The organism is Glutamicibacter sp. NPDC088483, from assembly GCF_044753145.1.
In the GTDB taxonomy this organism is placed as follows: Bacteria; Actinomycetota; Actinomycetes; order Actinomycetales; family Micrococcaceae; genus Glutamicibacter.
The window spans coordinates 307829-324689 of record NZ_JBIVMP010000003.1 but is presented as its reverse complement, the minus strand read 5'-3'; the positions used below and the strand labels follow the sequence as shown (position 1 = coordinate 324689).

Annotated in this window: 13 protein-coding genes and 1 riboswitch; of the genes, 7 read left to right on the top strand and 6 right to left on the bottom strand. The window is 60.4% G+C overall.

The genetic code is table 11. The features are described from left to right. The first annotated feature begins 12 nt into the window (after positions 1-12). Positions 13-954 carry an AEC family transporter gene (locus tag ACIP6G_RS08280; protein WP_400289481.1) on the top strand — a complete coding sequence of 314 codons (942 nt, stop codon included), beginning with the start codon at positions 13-15 and terminating at the stop codon, positions 952-954. Between the two features lie 580 nt (positions 955-1534). Then, a complete protein-coding gene (locus tag ACIP6G_RS08275; RefSeq protein WP_365943367.1) occupies positions 1535-3496 on the top strand; it encodes a S8 family peptidase in 1962 nt (653 codons plus the stop codon). 87 nt (positions 3497-3583) lie between these two features. On the opposite strand, the gene ACIP6G_RS08270 is transcribed toward ACIP6G_RS08275, so the two are convergent. Beyond that, positions 3584-4381, bottom strand: a complete 798-nt coding sequence (locus ACIP6G_RS08270; protein WP_359185434.1) for a class III extradiol ring-cleavage dioxygenase — start codon at positions 4379-4381, stop codon at positions 3584-3586. 423 nt (positions 4382-4804) lie between these two features. Between ACIP6G_RS08270 and ACIP6G_RS08265 the strand changes: the two genes are divergently transcribed. Continuing rightward, positions 4805-5248 (top strand): MarR family transcriptional regulator, encoded by a 444-nt coding sequence (locus tag ACIP6G_RS08265; protein ID WP_365943366.1) that lies wholly within the window; start codon positions 4805-4807, stop codon positions 5246-5248. 62 nt (positions 5249-5310) lie between these two features. Here ACIP6G_RS08265 and ACIP6G_RS08260 read toward each other — a convergent pair whose 3' ends face one another. Beyond that, positions 5311-8526: a DEAD/DEAH box helicase gene (locus ACIP6G_RS08260; protein ID WP_365943365.1), complete on the bottom strand. Its 3216-nt coding sequence runs from the start codon at positions 8524-8526 to the stop codon at positions 5311-5313. Between the two features lie 140 nt (positions 8527-8666). Beyond that, a riboswitch (SAM riboswitch) is annotated at positions 8667-8788 on the top strand. A 31-nt stretch (positions 8789-8819) separates the two neighbouring features. Here ACIP6G_RS08260 and ACIP6G_RS08255 point away from each other — a divergent pair. Next, positions 8820-9371, top strand: a complete 552-nt coding sequence (locus ACIP6G_RS08255) for an OsmC family protein (protein WP_133834033.1) — start codon at positions 8820-8822, stop codon at positions 9369-9371. Positions 9372-9447: 76 nt separating this feature from the next. Here the strand turns inward: ACIP6G_RS08255 and ACIP6G_RS08250 are convergent, their stop codons facing one another. From ACIP6G_RS08250 to ACIP6G_RS08235, 4 genes are all read right to left on the bottom strand, one after another. After that, positions 9448-10503, bottom strand: coding sequence for an L-idonate 5-dehydrogenase (locus ACIP6G_RS08250; RefSeq protein ID WP_400289478.1), 1056 nt, complete (start codon positions 10501-10503; stop codon positions 9448-9450). After that, entirely contained in the window at positions 10493-11263 is a 771-nt protein-coding gene (locus ACIP6G_RS08245; protein ID WP_332594597.1) for an SDR family oxidoreductase, read from the bottom strand. Before ACIP6G_RS08245 ends, ACIP6G_RS08250 begins: the two co-directional genes overlap by 11 nt. Before the next feature lie 172 nt (positions 11264-11435). Next, positions 11436-12143 carry a FadR/GntR family transcriptional regulator gene (locus tag ACIP6G_RS08240; protein ID WP_105656270.1) on the bottom strand — a complete coding sequence of 236 codons (708 nt, stop codon included), beginning with the start codon at positions 12141-12143 and terminating at the stop codon, positions 11436-11438. Positions 12144-12167: 24 nt separating this feature from the next. After that, positions 12168-13844, bottom strand: a complete 1677-nt coding sequence (locus ACIP6G_RS08235; RefSeq protein WP_365943363.1) for an L-lactate permease — start codon at positions 13842-13844, stop codon at positions 12168-12170. Positions 13845-13990: 146 nt separating this feature from the next. Between ACIP6G_RS08235 and ACIP6G_RS08230 the strand changes: the two genes are divergently transcribed. From ACIP6G_RS08230 to ACIP6G_RS08220, 3 genes are read left to right on the top strand one after another with little or no spacing between them, the layout of a single operon-like run. Next, on the top strand, positions 13991-14755 hold the full coding sequence (locus ACIP6G_RS08230; protein WP_105656268.1) for a (Fe-S)-binding protein: 765 nt from the start codon (positions 13991-13993) through the stop codon (positions 14753-14755). Positions 14756-14772: 17 nt separating this feature from the next. After that, positions 14773-16224, top strand: a complete 1452-nt coding sequence (locus tag ACIP6G_RS08225) for a LutB/LldF family L-lactate oxidation iron-sulfur protein (RefSeq protein WP_105662149.1) — start codon at positions 14773-14775, stop codon at positions 16222-16224. After that, positions 16221-16853, top strand: a complete 633-nt coding sequence (locus ACIP6G_RS08220; protein WP_332730680.1) for an LUD domain-containing protein — start codon at positions 16221-16223, stop codon at positions 16851-16853. The genes ACIP6G_RS08225 and ACIP6G_RS08220 overlap by 4 nt, the downstream gene beginning before the upstream one ends. The last annotated feature ends 8 nt before the right edge of the window (positions 16854-16861 follow it).

Sequence of the window (16861 nt, the reverse complement as noted above, 5' to 3'; positions counted from 1 at the left end):
GGGAAAGGCAATATGCAAGGAGTTCTACAGGGATTCTCCGTTGTCTTGATCCTCATCGGCATCGGCCTGCTGACGTCGGTCGCACTGCCGCGACAACGCGCGGCCATTGCCCAGGGGCTGACCCCGCTCATCTTCTACATCACCAACCCCGCCCTGATGTTCACTCTGCTTGCCAGCACCGATCTGCATGCGGTGGTTGGTGTATTCACCCCGATAGCCTTGATGGTTGCCGTGCTGACCGGCTCCGCTTATGCCTTGGTCGCGCGGCTGGTCTTCAAGACTCCAGCTCGTCGGCTGCCCGTTGCGGCCATGTCCACGAGTTATGTGAATGCTGGAAATATCGGTGTGCCGCTGGCCCTTTATGCGGTGGGCAGCACCAGTCCCGTAGTGTCGGTGCTCATCGCGCAGTTGCTGATCATCGCTCCCGTCTACCTGTGCATGTTCGCGGTGCTCTCCCGCGCCAAGTCCGGTGGCGCGGATAGCCTGCCCGGTGCGAAAATGATCCTCAAGTCCATCGCCAACCCTGTCACTATTGCGACCTTCCTCGGTGCGGTGTTCTCCTTCTTTGGCCTGGCACTGCCCGAAGTCATTCGTGCGCCAGTGCAAATGATTGGCGACGCATCCATCCCCCTGTTGCTGATGTCCTTTGGAATGGCGCTATACGGCCAGCGTCCATTGTCAGATAAGAACCTGCGCGGCGAAATCTATCTGGCGACCGCGTTCAAGGTGTTCTTCATGCCTTTGCTCGCCTGGCTCGTAGCCCGCTTCGTTTTCGGCCTATCCGGAATCGAACTTATCGGAGTGGTGATCATGGCGGCGCTTCCAACCGCGCAAAACGTCTTGCTGTTTGCCCAGCAATTCAAGCTGCCCGTCGCCGTGCCGCGCGAAGTGGTGCTGGCAAGCACCCTGCTGACCTTTCCCAGTGTGCTGGTAATTGCCTTCTTGCTGGGCTAGATACGTGCAGCACCGGTATTCGCTCCGGTGGGCATCTTGAGCTTGCCGAAGCAAGCCGTTGCCAGCTGTCTCCCGAAGGGTAACTCGGCGGAACTGATTAGTTGGCGAAGCCTCAAGCCGATGAGCTGGCAACCAAGGCGCTATCGGCCATCGCACGGTGCCGAATCCGGAGGGACCCCATTTATTCAATGAATTAGCCAAGATACCTATCACGCTTGGAACACGGCTTCGACGCCAGGAGAGCTGGATCCCGGAATGTACTTCTAGCGTGAAACAACTTCGGAAAGATAGCGTTCGCTATGCAAATAATTATGTGTTTTCCATGGTCAGTGCGGATCTGAAAATTTCGAACTCCCCAAACATGCAGATAACCATCATTCATTTTTCGAATCTGCGAGTCCGCCGGGATAGTTCCACAGAAATATGTGAAACACCTTTTTAGTACATGAGCGAATATAAAAGATTTATTTGAGAAGTACTTCCTTTAGGAGTTGCCGAGCAGTTACGCTCCTACCGGCACACACCACATCGATTGATCACCGACCTTTGTGCGCCCAAAAACCCTACAAGGAGAACATCAATGGCACGTTTTTCTACCCCTCTTCGGAGAACCCTGGCCGTCTCCGCGGCCGTAGTGATCGGCATGAGCGGCTTCGGCGCTGGCGCCTTGCCAGCTACCGCCTCCCCCGTGTCGGCTCCCGCTGAAAAGTCCCTCCCCAAGGCAAATGGCGAAGACAAGGTCAAGATCGGTTCGGTGCAATCAGGCGAGGCCTACGACCAGTTCATCGTCACCTACAAGGCTTCAGCCACGCAGACGGGCAAGTCCTCCCGCGCCAAGGCCTGGGGCAAAGCAGCCAAGGCAGCAGGCGTTACCGTCAAGGAAATGCGAGCCATGGCCACCGGCAGCTTCGTGGTGAAGGCCGACAAGAAACTCAAGGGCAACGGCGCCAAGGAGTTCATGGCCGATATTGCGCAGTCTGGTCTCGTGGAATCGGTGGAACCCGATGCCATCATGAAGATTTCCATGACGCCTAACGACACCCGGTACGGCGAGCAGTGGCACTACAGCGGCACCAACGGGATGCGCTTGCCTTCGGCCTGGGACATCGCCACCGGCGAGGGCAGCATCGTCGCAGTCCTGGATACCGGCATCACCTCGCACTCGGACCTGAACGCCAACATCGTTTCCGGCTACGACTTCGTCTCCAGCTCTGCCTCGGCCCGCGACGGCAACGGCCGCGACGCGAACCCCCAGGATGAGGGCGACTGGTACGCCGCTGGTGAATGCGGCGGCAGCTACTCGGGCAATTCCTCTTGGCACGGCACCCACGTGGCCGGCACCGTAGCCGCAGTCACCAACAACTCCAGCGGCGTGGCCGGAGTTGCACCGGATGCCAAGATCCAGCCGGTCCGCGTCCTGGCCAAGTGCGGCGGCAGCCTGTCCGATATCGCCGATGCCATCATTTGGGCTTCGGGCGGTGCGGTCCCGGGAATTGCCAATAACCCAACCCCGGCAGACACCATCAACATGTCCCTGGGCGGTGGCGGCGCTTGCGGAACTACCTACCAGGCGGCCATCAACGCCGCGGTTTCGCGCGGCACCTCGGTGGTAGTTGCCGCCGGCAACGAAAGCCAGAACGCTTCGAATTCCCGCCCGGCCAACTGCGAAAACGTCATTACCGTAGCGGCAAGCAACCCTTCGGGCGCTCCGTCGTACTACACGAACTACGGCTCGGCCGTTGACGTCACCGCACCTGGTGGCGACACCCGCTACGCCGGCCAAGGCGTGCTGTCCACCATCAATACCGGCACCACTACTCCATCCAGCCAGGGCTATGCCTTCTACCAGGGCACTTCCATGGCCACCCCGCACGTAGCGGGCATGGTCGCACTGATGAAGTCGGCAGACCCTGGGATGTCCCCCGCCTCCGTGGAAACTGCGTTGAAGCAGGGCACCCGCGCGATGCCAGGCGGTTGCAGCATCGGTTGCGGCGCCGGACTGGTGGATGCCGCCAAGATCATGAATGCCCTGGACGGCAGAAACCCAACACCAACCCCGGAGCCAACTCCGGATCCGGAGCCAAGCGGCAACCTGCTGAAGAATGCTGGCTTCGAGAACGGGGCGGATTACTGGACCGCCAACCGCGCCGACACCTTCGAGTCCGGCTCGGCAGCCCGCTCCGGCAGCGGATTAGCTGGGCTGAATGGTTGGGGCAATTCCAACACCTACACCCTGGACCAGAAGGTCGCCATCCCGGCAGATGCCACCAATGCGCAGCTGGAGTTCTACCTGCATGTGCTGACCAATGAAACTACTGCCTATAGCCAGTACGACAAGCTGACCGTACAGGTTCTGGACGGCTACGGAACCTACAACGTGGGCACCTGGTCGAACTTGGATGCCGACTCGTCCTACGAACTGCAGGCTGTTGACCTGAACAACTTCCGCGGTAAGACCGTTACTTTACGTTTCAAGGGCGTGGAAGACAGCTCGCAAGCTACCTTGTTCCGCATTGATGATGCATCGGTAGCCGCCAGCTAGAGGATCGACCAGAAAAGTCCACTATTACGTGCGCAAGCGCGGCACCAATCGGTGCCGCGCTTGCTGCGGGAAAGATAGGGAGATCGCCTAGCTCAAGGTCCAGGAGCGCTTGGACAGGCCGTACCAGAAACCGTCAATTGCCGTCTTGGCATCGATTCCACCCGAGGCGTATGCCGCTCCCAGCGCAACGTACAGCGGAGCCCAATGCTCCGAGCGAGGGTGCGCTTCACGGGCCGCCGGGGCCTTGTGCAGGAAGTCGAGGATCGAGTCCACATCCCCGCGGACCATCGCCTCCTCAGCCCAGTGGTCGAACTCGCTGGAGGCCGATGGCGGCGCCGAATCCGGCCCGCCGGCTGGGTTGAACCAGCGCAAGTTGTGGGTGGTGAATCCGGAGCCAACGATCAAGGTTCCCCGCTCGCGCAAGGGTGCCAAGCTCTTGCCCAGATCAAAGAGTCCTGCAGGATCCAGTGTTGGCATGGACATCTGCACCACAGGTACATCCGCATCCGGGAACATTTCCTTCAGCGGCACGTAGGCGCCATGGTCCAGTCCACGCGTCTCGTCGCGCTCCACGTGATGGCCATAGGCCGAGGTCAGCCGTTCGACTTCATTGGCCAGCCCGGGCGCCATTGGCGCATCGTAGCGAACGTCGTAGTACTTCTGGTCGAAGCCCCAGAAGTCGTAGACCAATTCGTTCTTCTGCTGGGTAGCACTCAGCGTCACCGGCGCATTTTCCCAGTGCGCGGAGATCATCAGAATATCTTTCGGCTTCTCGAAAGTGCCGGACCAGCTAGCCAGCTCCTGGGTCCAGCGCTGGTCGTCGGCGAGTGGCGGTGCACCATGGCTAAGGAACAAGACGGGAGGGGTATCGGATAGCTGATTCATGATTAAAAACTACCAACCATTAGTTGAAGCGTCAAGCTTTATTTTCATGAATCCCGATATCCAATTCATGCAAGACCCTCAATGCTCTCCAAGAGGCCCGTGGACAGTGCGGACAGATTCGCCGCACCACGTTGGGTCCAACGCCAGCGGCAACGGAGGCCATGGCTTTCTTGCTCTGCTTCTGAGCGGCGGCGGAAATCTATTGCTTCTCTAATCACAAATGCAATTGGCAAGTCGTTCCTAAGCTGCGCCGGAGAAGTGGAACTGTACGGCTTTGCAGGCATCAGGCGTTGCCTGGCCAGTCTTTTCCAAGCCATTAATTACGCTCAGCTGGGGATTCGCAGTACGTTCAACACTTCGGCTTCGAACGGCTGCGGTTTCCAATATCAGACTTATTGACCATTAATCTTTAGAATGGTTTGTATGCAAGAAGAAGAACTGATGCAGACGGTCGAAGAAGAATTCACCGCCATCTTATTGCGCGCCCGCCAGATGCTGATCCGTCGCGCCAAGATCATCCACCCGGACCTGCAGGATCCGGGGTACCGCTTGCTTGCAGTGGTCATCCGTGATGAAGCCCAGCAACAGGGAGCACTCGCAGAAAAACTGCGTCTGGACAAGGCGACTATTTCCCGCCTCGTGCAGCACCTCGAGTCTCTGGAACTTGTCACCCGCACCCAGGATCCTTCCGATGGCCGGGCCCAGCTGGTCTCGGCAACAGAAATCGCCAAGGAGAAGTGGCGCTCCAGCGGTAACACGCTGCGTGAGGAACTGCGCCGCCAGCTCAAGGAATGGGAAGCCGCCGAACTGAAGAATTTTGGAGATCTCCTGCACCGCCTCAACGACAGCTTTGAACAGATTCTCTAGTTCCCGATCTTCAGCTGAAGCCTTGGAGACCTTCTGGTTTCCAAGGCTTCAGCTTTTTAGGCTCACTCCATCAGCGCCAGGAAATCATCGGCGCTTAACGCCGCACTCTGCGCGGCTTGGGCAGTCTCTCCCAGGACATCATTGAACAGCTGCGTCTTCTTGGCCTGCAGCGCGAGCACCTTGGATTCGATGGTGTCCTTTGCCACCAAGCGGTACACATAGACCGGACGAGTTTGCCCAATGCGGTGGGCCCGGTCAATAGCCTGGGCTTCGGCCTGCGGGTTCCACCATGGGTCCAGCAAGATGCAGTAGTCGGCGGAAGTGAGGTTAATGCCGAAGCCGCCGGACTTCAGCGAGATGAAGAAGACCGGGAAATCTCCCTCGCCGAAACCGTCAATCAGTTCCTTGCGCCTAGGGCCAGTTGTGGACCCATCAAGGTATCCGTGCTCAATGCCCAGCTCTTCAGCGACGTCGCGTGCCTTGGCCAAGAAACTGGTGAATTGGCTAAAGACCAGAATCTTATGCCCTTCAGAAACCGCGTCCCCCATGAGTTCGCGCAGCATTTCAAGCTTCGCGCTCGGGGCATCGCCCTCCCCTACCAGGGACGGATCCAAGGCCAGCTGGCGCAGCAAGGTCAGCGATTGGAGAATCTGGAAGCGATTCGAATCAACGTCGTCAACCAGGCCCAGGACTTCTTGCCGCACGCGCTGGAAGCGGCGGTCATAGGCTTTGCGGTGCCCCGGCTCCAGTTCGACTTCCAGCACCTGTTCGGTCTTCGCCGGCAGCTCTGGAACGACCTGTTCCTTGGTACGGCGCAGCACGAACGGACGCAGACGGCTCTTCAGGCGCTCCAAGCGCTCCTGGTCTCCGTCGGCAATTGGTTTCTGGTAGTTGTCCTTGAAGGACTTCGCACCGCCCAACAGGCCCGGTGCAGCCAGTGAGACCAACGCCCACAGTTCCATCAGGTTGTTTTCCATGGGTGTGCCAGTGACCACGAATTTGCACGGCACTGGCAGCTGCCGGGCCTGCTTATAGCCTTTGGAGGCATGGTTCTTCAGCTGCTGGGCCTCGTCCATGATCATGACGTTGAAGCCGGCTGCTTCGAAATCCTCATAGGCCAGGCGGAAGATCGTGTAGCTGGTAACTACCAGCTGGGCATTACCGATCTGCGCAGCCATGCTTTGGCCGCTCTTTCTAGCTGTTGAAGTAACGCCGGTGACGCTCATCTGCGGCGCAAATCGCTGCGCCTCATTGATCCAGTTACCCACCACCGAGGTAGGAGCCAGCACCAGGAATTTCTGTGCAGGATCCTCGACGCGCGCTTGTTCAAGGCAAGCCAGCAGCTGGACGGTCTTGCCCAGACCCATATCGTCGGCAAGGACGCCACCGAGATCATGGGTACGCAAGAAGTTGAGCCAGGATAGGCCGTGGCCCTGATACGGGCGCAGTTCAGCGTTGAACGTTTCCGCTAGCTGGACCGGCTGCATTTCTTCACCGCTTTGCAGCGCCTTCATGGTCTGCAGCCACTGGTTGTGCTGGGCTTCGATAATGCCCAGATCCACCAGTTCTTGCCACCAGTCGATGCTCAACTTATGGATGCGGATCGTATCGCCCTGCACCGTGCCCAGCTCCCCGGCCTCTGATATCAGCTGGCGCAGCTGCGTGAAATCTGCACCATCAATCGGGATCACCGTAAGGTCATCGAGGACGAGATACTCATCTTGCTTGGTCAAGGCCTCCAGCAGCAGTGGGAACGGGACCTTGGTCTCGTCCAGGAGCACTTCCACAGACAAGTCGAACCAGTCCCCCGTGCTTTCGCCGGCTTCGACACTGACAGCGGCCGGCGCGTGGCTGATCCGGTACTTCGGCAGCCTGTTCTGCTCTTCAACGACCACATCAGGATGCTCTGCCAAGAGCGGCAATGCGTAGACCAAGAAATCGATGGATTCGGAGGTGCTGAATTCCTTCGGCGGGAAGATTCCTGAAGAGGTCAGTTGCCCCAAGGAAGCCTGCGCGCCGAGCTTGTCCTGCACCGAAGCAGCAATTTCCTTTTCCACGGCATACTGGCGGGGGCCCGCGGAGGCGTACTCCCAGGAATAGCTCACGGTCAGCGGAGTTCGGATGCTCTCCAGGGACAGCTTGAGGCTGGGGCGTGCTGGAACAGGGATGCTGTAGCTGTCATCCTCGCTCTTCAACGGTGCCATCAGGCGCAATCGATCCAGGTGCTGGCGCTCGAAAAGCTCAACGCCTTCCTGCGGGATGGATTGCGCACCGGATTCAATAAATGTGGCCAGTTCCTTCGTGACCGGTTCAGCGAACCGGGCCAAACCGATTTCCCTGGCCTTCGGCAAGGGGCTGGACGCGTAAGTCAACAAGGTCGGCGGCGTGCCTATGGGCAAGAGGTAGACGTGCTCTTCGCTCGGCCCGCGCAGCTTCCCTTCAATGCTCAGGCCATGTTCACCGCGACGCACATCCACGTGTGCCATGGCTGGTTGCTCGCTGAACTCCACCGGGGCCTTGGCCGTAGAACCACCGTTGACGATCTGCACTCCAGCTTCACGCAGGGCTTCGAACGCATCCAGCAGGTCCTGGCCTGGAAGATCCATCAAGGAGATCCACTCCTTGGGATCCCACGAATGGCGATAAGTATCTTGTTCAACGTGTTCACGCAACCGGTCCAATTCAACGACCGCACGACGCTGCTTCTTGGAGAACCGCGCATCAAAAGCAACATTGCGCCAGCTGATCCCGGTTTGGATCCAGGGGCTCTTGGTTCCCTGGCGGGCCGGGCGTGCCTGCAAGGTCAGCGCGTCCTCGCCGCCATAACGGGGTTCGCTGACCACTTTCAGGATCAATCCCAGCGGTTCTTCGACAGCCAGCGGCTCATCGGAAATGACTGGAAGCAGACGGTCAAGGCTACGTTCCCACTGCGGCTTGCTATTGCGTTTCCATGCGTGGGGATCCACCCCGGAGTCGGAGACGAAGAAGCCCTGGTCTTCTTCGGTGGTGACCTCGATGAGCAAGGCGGCGACATCTTCACAGGACTGAACCCCCGGATGCTTCCCGCAGAAGCTGGTGAAGCTGATATTGCCCTCGGTGATTTCCAATTGGGCCATCACCGATTCGCGCAGCACCACACCGGAGATGCGGGTAGATCCCGGTTGCATTACCCGGTTGGCGATCTGCACTTTTCCGGAATCACACAGGAACTGGCCCAGGTTGTATTCGGATTCGGTCACCAAGGTCTGGGCCGCAGAAAGTGTCAGCTGGAATTCCATACTCGCCGTTCATTGTTCGTGCAGTGGGCGCCCGAGAGCTAGATTCCATCTTAGCGAGCCGGAAAGCAAGATGCCCGGTGACGAAAAGTTACTTCTGCCCTTTACCCGCGGGCCCTGCAACCGATAGAAATTAATCACTGAATCACGAGTTCCACTCTTTGAGCCCTGGCTGAGTGGACGGCAACCCTCCTGCGTCATTGTGCGGGGTGCCCCAGGTGAAGATTCGACGCATCTTGACAGCCAAGATGCGTAAGCGATGGCGCCCCTTGCGCCAGAAAGGGGATCAATTCCCCATGACTAATGCAGCATCTGCCCCAACCGTATCCGAAGACCGCGCACAGCGCCTGCAGGAAGCAGGCAAGGGCTGGGGCGAACGAATTTCGGCTGCCCCGCAAAGTGCCCAATTGACTTTCACTGTGGAGGGCGAAGGCTTCGATTCAGTAGCCAGCAACATTGTCTCGGGCAAGCACACCTTCCAGGTCGACGAGCCAGCTGCCCTGGGTGGCAGCGACCTGGCCGCAAGCCCCGTGGAATACGCGCTCGGAGCGCTCATCTCCTGCCAGGTTGTGGTCTACCGCTTGTACGCGCAGAACCTCGGCATCCAGGTGGACGACGTGAAGATCCAGGCCAATGGCCACCTCGATGTCCGCGGACTCTTCGGCATCGACCAGACCATCCGCCCCGGCTTCTCGTCGGTGGATCTGGACATCCGGATTGCCGGACCGGAATCAGCTGAACGCTATGAAGAACTGCGCCGCGCAGTGGATGCCCACTGCCCGGTGCTGGACCTCTTCGCCAATCCGGTGCCCGTGACAACCGCGGTAAGCATCGCAGAGACCAACTAGAGTTCGCTGAAGCAAAGAGCACCGCGGCGGCCCCCGACTTCAGGGGCCGCCGCGGTGCACTTCTAGCTGAAGCCAACTACTGCCCCAGGAAGTTCAGCAGGACTTTACCGGAGCGAGCCGAATCCTTCGCCGTTTCAAAAGCTTCAAGCGAATCGGCGACCGCGAACTCGTGGGTAACCGCCTCGGAAACCTGCAGCGACCCGTCGGCCAGGGCAGCAAGCACCTGGTCGATTTCGTCGTTGAAGCGGAAGGAACCAACCAGTTCCAGCTCGCGGGTAATAGCCAGCGAAATAAGCGCCGGCTGTTCTCCAGAGGGCAGCAACCCGACCATGACCACTCGACCGCCGCGCACGGCACCGCGCACGGCGGAGGCCAACCCGCGGAAGTTGCCGCTGGCCTCGATCACCACGTCCGCGCCCACCTGGGCAAGAGCTTCCTGGTCACCGGCGCGCAAAGTTGAAGTGGCACCGAGTTTCCCGGCGATTTCCAACGGCTTCTCGTGCATGTCCACTGCGATGATTTCCTTGGCTCCGGCACGCTTGAGCACTGCTACAGCGAGAGCTCCGATCGGCCCAGCACCAATAACCAGCACCTTCTTGCCGGCGACTTCACCGGCGCGCGACACCGCATGCCAAGCAACCGCAGCCGGTTCTGCCAGTGCCGCATCACGCAGTGCTAAGCCAGCAGGCAGCTCACGCAGCATGCGTGATGGCAGGTTCACTTCGCGGGCGAATGCGCCCTCGGTGTGCGGGTAGCGGGCGGCCGAGCCCAGATAGGTGCACCCCGGGGAAAGATTCGGGCGGTCGGCCGGGTAGGGTTCCCCGGTCTCGCCTGGTGTTGCCGGGTGCACGGCGACTTTGGTTCCGGCTGCCGGCCCGCTGCCGTCAGCGGCGGCCTGCATGACGGTCCCGACGATTTCATGCCCGAGAACCATTGGAGCCTTGAGGATCGATTCCCCGGCGGCGCCGTGGCTCCAGTAATGCAAGTCTGATCCGCAAATACCGCCGTAAGCGATGGCAACGCGTGCTTCATCTGCTCGCGACGCTGCCAGCTCGATTTGTTCAATACGCAAATCACCGGCTGCATGGGCCACGACGGCCAACGTGCTGGTGGCGAGGGAATTAGACGACAACGCTCATGCCTCCGTCGATGAAAATGGTCTGCCCGTTCACGTAGTTCGATCCATCCGAGGCCAACCAAACTGCTGGTCCGGCCAGATCCTCGACAGTTCCCCAACGGGCAGCCGGGGTGCGGCCCAGAATCCAGGAATTGAATTTCTCGTCATCCACCAGATTCTGCGTCATCTCGGTGTGGATGTAGCCCGGTGCGATGCCGTTGATTTGCAGTCCCGAACCAGCCCATTCGGCGGTCATGGCGCGGGTGAGATTGCGCAGGCCGCCCTTGGCCGCGGTGTAGGCGGAGATGGTGGGGCGGGCCAGGTCGGTTTGCACCGAGCAGATGTTGATGATCTTGCCTTCGCCACGCTGCACCATGGAGCGTGCGACTTCTCGGCCTACCAGGAATGCGCTGGTGAGGTTCGTGTCGATCACGCGCTGCCAGTCAGCCACCTCCAGATCCAGCATGGGCACGCGGTGCTGGATACCCGCGTTGTTCACCAAAATGCGGATGGGGCCGATGTTCTTTTCAATGGCTGCGATGTTCTCGCGCACGGCGGCATCATCGGTGACATCGAAGCAGGCGCTATGGATTCTTTCGGTGCCATGGCGGGTACCGAATTCGGCGGCAGTTTCGGCCAGGCGTTGCGCATCTCGGCCGTGAAGGATGATGGTGGCACCGGCATCCGCCAAGGCACTGGCAAGTTCGCGGCCAATGCCGCGGGAGGATCCGGTGACCAGGGCCAGGCGTCCGGACAGGTCAAAAAGTTGGCTCATGAATTCCCTCGCATGAAGTGTCGATGGTACATCGACGGGAACCCATCAGCGGTATGAACCAGCTGTTAAATCCGAAAAATCAGCCCCGTCGCTTCCCCAAAACATATCAGATATAAGAGGTGCGAGGTGCCTTAAAGTCCGACTTATTTACCTGAAAACTATCCTGCCGGATCTAGCGGGTCTGCGAGTAGAACCAGTTGATGTGCTCTTCGAGTAGCTGGGCCGCCCGTTCGCGCTGGTTCGTCGCGAATGCGTGGTGGATGGCCTTGTGCTGGCGGCGCAGGACGCGCACCACCGGCTGCCAGGCCTCGTCGCTGGGCACCGATTCGGAGACATAGTCGCTGATCGAGTTGCGCAGCGATTCCATCATCGATTCCACTACCGCGTTGCCGGCCATGGAGGCCAGGAGCACATGGAACTCGGCATCAATGCGGTGGAAGGCCTCGCGCGAGAGCTGCGCGTCGTCCATGCGCATGATCAGCACCGCGGTGCGGTCAATGACCTGCTGGGCATGGATCGGATCGCGCGGCGTCATTTGCGCTGCCCAGGTTTCCAGCAGGATGCGAGATTCGACGATCTCGCGGACGTTGATCCCCTTGGCCGCCAAGTGCAGGCGCAATGCCTGCGAAATGCCTGCCGAGGGGTTGGAGATGATCACCGCTCCGGAGTTGGGCCCGGAGCCGGTGGAAGTCTTGATAATGCCCATCACATCAAGGATGCGGATGGCATCTCGGACCGAAGCCCGCGAGATCCCATGCTGCTCCGCGAGCGCACGCTCGCCGGGAAGCTGGTCTCCAACGGAGAGCTTCTCCTTGCGCAGATCCTCTTCAATTGCTTGGAGAACAATCTGGTACGCACGCGGAGCTGGGTTTACTGGCATCGGATCTATTTTAGCCGTTCACGGCTAAGGCAGCATCCAGGACAGAACCGGGGTGGACTGCAGGTAAACCAAGCAGCACAGCACCAGCAGCATGCCTACGGACCAACCGGCAACCTTCTTGAGGATCACCGACTCCTGGCCTTCCATCTTCACCGAGGTAGCGGCGATGGCCAGGTTCTGCGGGGAGATCAGCTTGCCGACCACGCCGCCGGAGGTGTTGGCGGCAACCAGCAGGTTCGGATCGATGCCGGCATTGATGCCAGCGGTCTGCTGCAGCTTGGCGAACAGCGCGTTGGCCGAGGTATCCGAGCCGGTCACCGCGGTGCCGATCCAGCCCAGGATTGGCGACAGGAAGGCGAAGAATGCGCCGGTGCCTGCCAGCCAGGTGCCAATGGTAATGGTCTGGCCCGAAAGGTTCATCACGTAAGCCAGGCCCAGGACCGAGAGGATGGTCAGCGCGGCGTAGCGCATGTTGTAGACGGTCTTGCCGATTTCGGCAGCACCCTCGGCGAAGGTCATCTTGTACTTGCCGTTGCCGTCGTTCTTCGCGTAGACCAGGGCCACGATCAGGCCGGTGATCAGCAGCAAGGTGCCCGGGGAGGAAAGCCACTGGAAGTTGTAGACGGTCGAAGATACCGCTTCGCCATCAGCATTCAGGATCTTGCCGTCCAGTCCTGGCCAGCCGAACTTGATGTCCGTGGTTGCCAGCCATGCAGGAATGTCCACGCCCAGCTTCCACAGCTTGGCCACGCCGAAGATGACGATAACCAGCAGGTACGGGAACAAAGCCATCCAGGTGTTGACCGGGTGCAGCTTGGCATTGGCTTCGTATGGAATTGCGGCGGCTTCAGCAGTCAGCACGCGCTGGCGTGCCTCGTCGGCACCCTTTGGAGTCCAGAAGCGCAGCAGGATCACTGCGGCGGCCAAGCCAACCAGCGCAGCAACGATATCGGTCAGCTCATAGGAGAAGTAGGTCGAGCACAGCCACTGGGCGACACCGAAGGAAATGCCGATGGTCAGCGTTGCCGGCAGGGTTTGGCGCATGCCGCGCCAGCCGTCGAGGATCAGCACCAGGATCGATGGGACGAACAGCGCCAGCAGCGGGGACTGGTGTCCAACGATGGCGCCGATGTCGGCAGCCGGGATGCCGGTCAGGGCACCGGCGGTGGTGATCGGGATCGCCACGGCGCCGAAGGCCACCGGGGCGGTGTTGGCAATCAGCACCGCGCAGGCTGCGCGCAGCGGCGACAGGCCCAATGCCAGCAGCATGGTGGCGGTAATCGCCACCGGTGCGCCGAAGCCGGCCAGCGCTTCAAGCAGGCCGCCGAAGCAGAAAGCAATCAGCACGGCCTGGATGCGCACATCGCCGCCGCCGATGACGTCGAAGACGCGGCGCAGGTCTTCGAAGCGGCCCGACTTGACGGTGACCTGGTAGAGGAAGATCGCCATGACAACGATCCAGACGATAGGGAAGGCACCGAAGACCATGCCCATCAGTCCGGAGTTCAATGCCAATCCAACCGGCATGTTCCAGCCGAAGATCGCCACGAGGATGGCAACAGCGAGCGAGCCGAGGCCGGCCCAGTGGGCCTTGACCTTGACTACCGCCAGGAGTACGAAGAAGGCTACAAGCGGGATCAGTGCGATGAGCGCTGAGACAGCTATGCTCCCCGCAATCGGATCCGTGGAAGGTGTAAACACGGTGTGGGCGTCCTTACTCGAGATGGTCTGACCATATGTGGTCCGACCACCAAGAGTACAAGGTGAGAGCTATCACAACAAGTCTTGACTATTACGAAGTGCGTGGCATAGTATGGTCTGACCACACCCTGAAAGAGTCATTTATTATGCGAATTGCTCTCTTTGCCACGTGCATTGTGGATGCTATGTATCCGGAAACCGCCAAGTCGACAGTGAAAATCCTGGAACGCTTGGGCCATGAAGTAATTTTCCCCAAGGCGCAAGCCTGCTGTGGGCAAATGCACATGAATTCCGGTTATATGCCTGAAGCCCTGCCCGTGGTCGAAAACCACATCAATGCCTTCGACACCGAAGACTATGACGTCGCGGTGGCCCCCTCGGGCTCCTGCGTTGCTTCGGTCAAGCACCAGCACCCTTTCCTGGCAGAGCGCCTGGGCAAGCCGGAGCTCAAGGAACGCGCAGTTGCCGTGGGCAAGCGCACCTATGAACTGAGCCAGCTGCTGGTGGATGTCCTGGGGATCACCAACGCCGCCGAGCAGCTGGGCAGCTACTTCCCGCAGACCATCACCTACCACCCTTCCTGCCACGGCATGCGTTCGCTGAAACTCGGCGATCGGCAACTTGATCTGCTCAAGACCGTCGGCGGCATCACCGTCAACGAACTTCCGGAAGCTGACCAGTGCTGCGGCTTCGGCGGTACCTTCTCGATCAAGAACTCCGATGTCTCCACGGCAATGCTCGAAGACAAGATGAAGAACATCTGCTCCACCGGCGCCTCGGCCTGCGCGGGCGGCGATGCCTCCTGCCTGATGCACATCGGCGGCGGACTTTCACGCACCGGAGCCAAGCCAAAGACCCTGCACCTGGCAGATATCCTGGCCAGCACCATGGAAGAGACGGTGTCACTGTGACTCAGGTATTCCTCGGCATGCCTGCCGGCGGGCAGGGCAACCTGTTCGAGACCGAGCCATTCCCCAAGGCCGCGCACCGCGAACTGGGCAACACCCAGATGCGCAAGAACCTGCGCCACGCCACCCACACCATTCGCGACAAGCGGCTGAACGTTGTCGGCGAGCTTCCGGACTGGGAAGAGCTGCGCGACGCCGGCAGCGCCATCAAGAACCTGACGATGGCCAACCTCGAAGAGCGTTTGGAAGAGTTCGAGAAGAACTTCACCGCCCGGGGCGGCATTGTCCACTGGGCCCGTGACGCGGACGAAGCCAACAAGATCGTTACCGAGCTGGTCAAGGCGACCGGTTCGAAAGAGGTCGTCAAGGTCAAGTCCATGGCCACCCAGGAAATCGGCCTGAACGAGCACCTGGAGACTGAGGGCATCGAAGCCTTCGAGACCGACCTCGCCGAGCTGATTGTCCAGCTGGGCAACGACAAGCCAAGCCACATCCTGGTCCCGGCGATCCACAAGAACCGCACCGAGGTGCGCGACATCTTCCTCAAGGAAATGCCGGTAGTGGATCCGAACCTGACCGATGAGCCAGCCAAGCTGGCCGAAGCTGCCCGCAAGCACCTGCGCAAGAAGTTCCTTTCCGCCAAGGTCGCCATCTCCGGCGCGAACTTCGCGCTGGCCGATACCGGCACCCTGGGCGTAGTGGAATCCGAGGGCAACGGCCGCATGTGCCTGACCCTGCCAGAAACCCTGATCACCGTCATGGGCATCGAGAAGGTTCTCCCCCACTGGGAGGACATCGAGGTCTTCATGCAGCTGCTGCCGCGGTCTTCCACCGGCGAGCGCATGAATCCCTACACCTCGCTGTGGACCGGCGTGAGCGAAGACGATGGCCCGCAGAACGTGCACATCGTGCTGCTGGATAACGGCCGCACCCGCGCCCTGGCCGACCGCTTCGGCCGCACCGCGCTGAACTGCATCCGCTGCTCGGCCTGCATGAACGTGTGCCCAGTGTACGAGCGCACCGGCGGCCACGCCTACGGTTCGACCTACCCGGGCCCGATCGGCGCAATCCTCTCCCCGCTGCTGACCGGCATCGAGGTCGAGGAAAACGGCTCCCTGCCATATGCTTCCTCGCTGTGCGGCGCCTGCTACGACGCTTGCCCGGTGAAGATCAACATTCCGGAAATCCTCGTGCACCTGCGCGGCGAGGACGTGGATGCCAACCGCGACAAGCACAAGCTCCCCACCCAGATGGATCTGCTGATGAAGGGCGGCTCCTGGGCGTTGGGCAAGGGCAAGAACCTCGGCCTGCTCGAAAAGGCCTTGCCGCTGGGCCGGCTGATGTCCGGCAAGGAAAAGAAGATCAAGAAGCTTCCGGGCATCGCCGCAGGGTGGACCGCCAGCCGTGACATTCCCGCCCCGCCAAACAAGTCCTTCCGCGACTGGTGGAGCGACGAGAAGGAGTCCAAGTGAGCGCAAAAGACGAAATCCTGGGACGGATCCGCTCGGCACTAGCCGATGCTCCCGTCGCGCAAGAGGTACCCCGCGAATACCGCAAGACCTCGGATATGGGTGAAGCTGAGCTCATCGACCTGCTGGTGGACCGCTTGGTGGATTACAAGGCCGGGGTGGACGTCATTGACGCCGCGCAGATCCCGGAATACGTAGCGGCCAAGCTGGCGGGAGCCTCCAGCGTTGTCTACCCGCATGGCTTGGACACCGGCTGGCTCTCAGGGCTGAGCGAGAAGGTCGAGCAGCGCATCGATGCCCCGGGCGCACGGCTGAGCATCGCCGAACTGGATGAAACCAGCGCCGTGGTCACCTCGTCGGCCGTTTCGGTCGCCGAGTCCGGCACCATCATCCTCGATGGCGAGCCTAACCAGGGCCGCCGCGCGATTTCGCTGGTACCCGACCACCATGTGTGCATCGTGCCGATCTCCTCGATCGTGCGCCTGCTGCCAGAAGCCATGCCGCGACTGGCCATCACCCGCCCGCAGACCTGGATCTCCGGTCCATCGGCCACCAGTGATATCGAGCTGGAGCGCGTTGAAGGCGTGCACGGCCCGCGTACCTTGGACGTCCTGATGGTTCGCGGTCTGTAAGGCTGGCG

Coding starts and splice junctions, on each gene's coding strand:
- ACIP6G_RS08280 (WP_400289481.1), top strand. CDS start 13: ATGCAAGGAGTTCTACAGGGATTCTCCGTTGTCTTGATCCTCATCGGC.
- ACIP6G_RS08275 (WP_365943367.1), top strand. CDS start 1,535: ATGGCACGTTTTTCTACCCCTCTTCGGAGAACCCTGGCCGTCTCCGCG.
- ACIP6G_RS08270 (WP_359185434.1), bottom strand. CDS start 4,381: ATGAATCAGCTATCCGATACCCCTCCCGTCTTGTTCCTTAGCCATGGT.
- ACIP6G_RS08265 (WP_365943366.1), top strand. CDS start 4,805: ATGCAAGAAGAAGAACTGATGCAGACGGTCGAAGAAGAATTCACCGCC.
- ACIP6G_RS08260 (WP_365943365.1), bottom strand. CDS start 8,526: ATGGAATTCCAGCTGACACTTTCTGCGGCCCAGACCTTGGTGACCGAA.
- ACIP6G_RS08255 (WP_133834033.1), top strand. CDS start 8,820: ATGACTAATGCAGCATCTGCCCCAACCGTATCCGAAGACCGCGCACAG.
- ACIP6G_RS08245 (WP_332594597.1), bottom strand. CDS start 11,263: ATGAGCCAACTTTTTGACCTGTCCGGACGCCTGGCCCTGGTCACCGGA.
- ACIP6G_RS08240 (WP_105656270.1), bottom strand. CDS start 12,143: ATGCCAGTAAACCCAGCTCCGCGTGCGTACCAGATTGTTCTCCAAGCA.
- ACIP6G_RS08230 (WP_105656268.1), top strand. CDS start 13,991: ATGCGAATTGCTCTCTTTGCCACGTGCATTGTGGATGCTATGTATCCG.
- ACIP6G_RS08225 (WP_105662149.1), top strand. CDS start 14,773: ATGCCTGCCGGCGGGCAGGGCAACCTGTTCGAGACCGAGCCATTCCCC.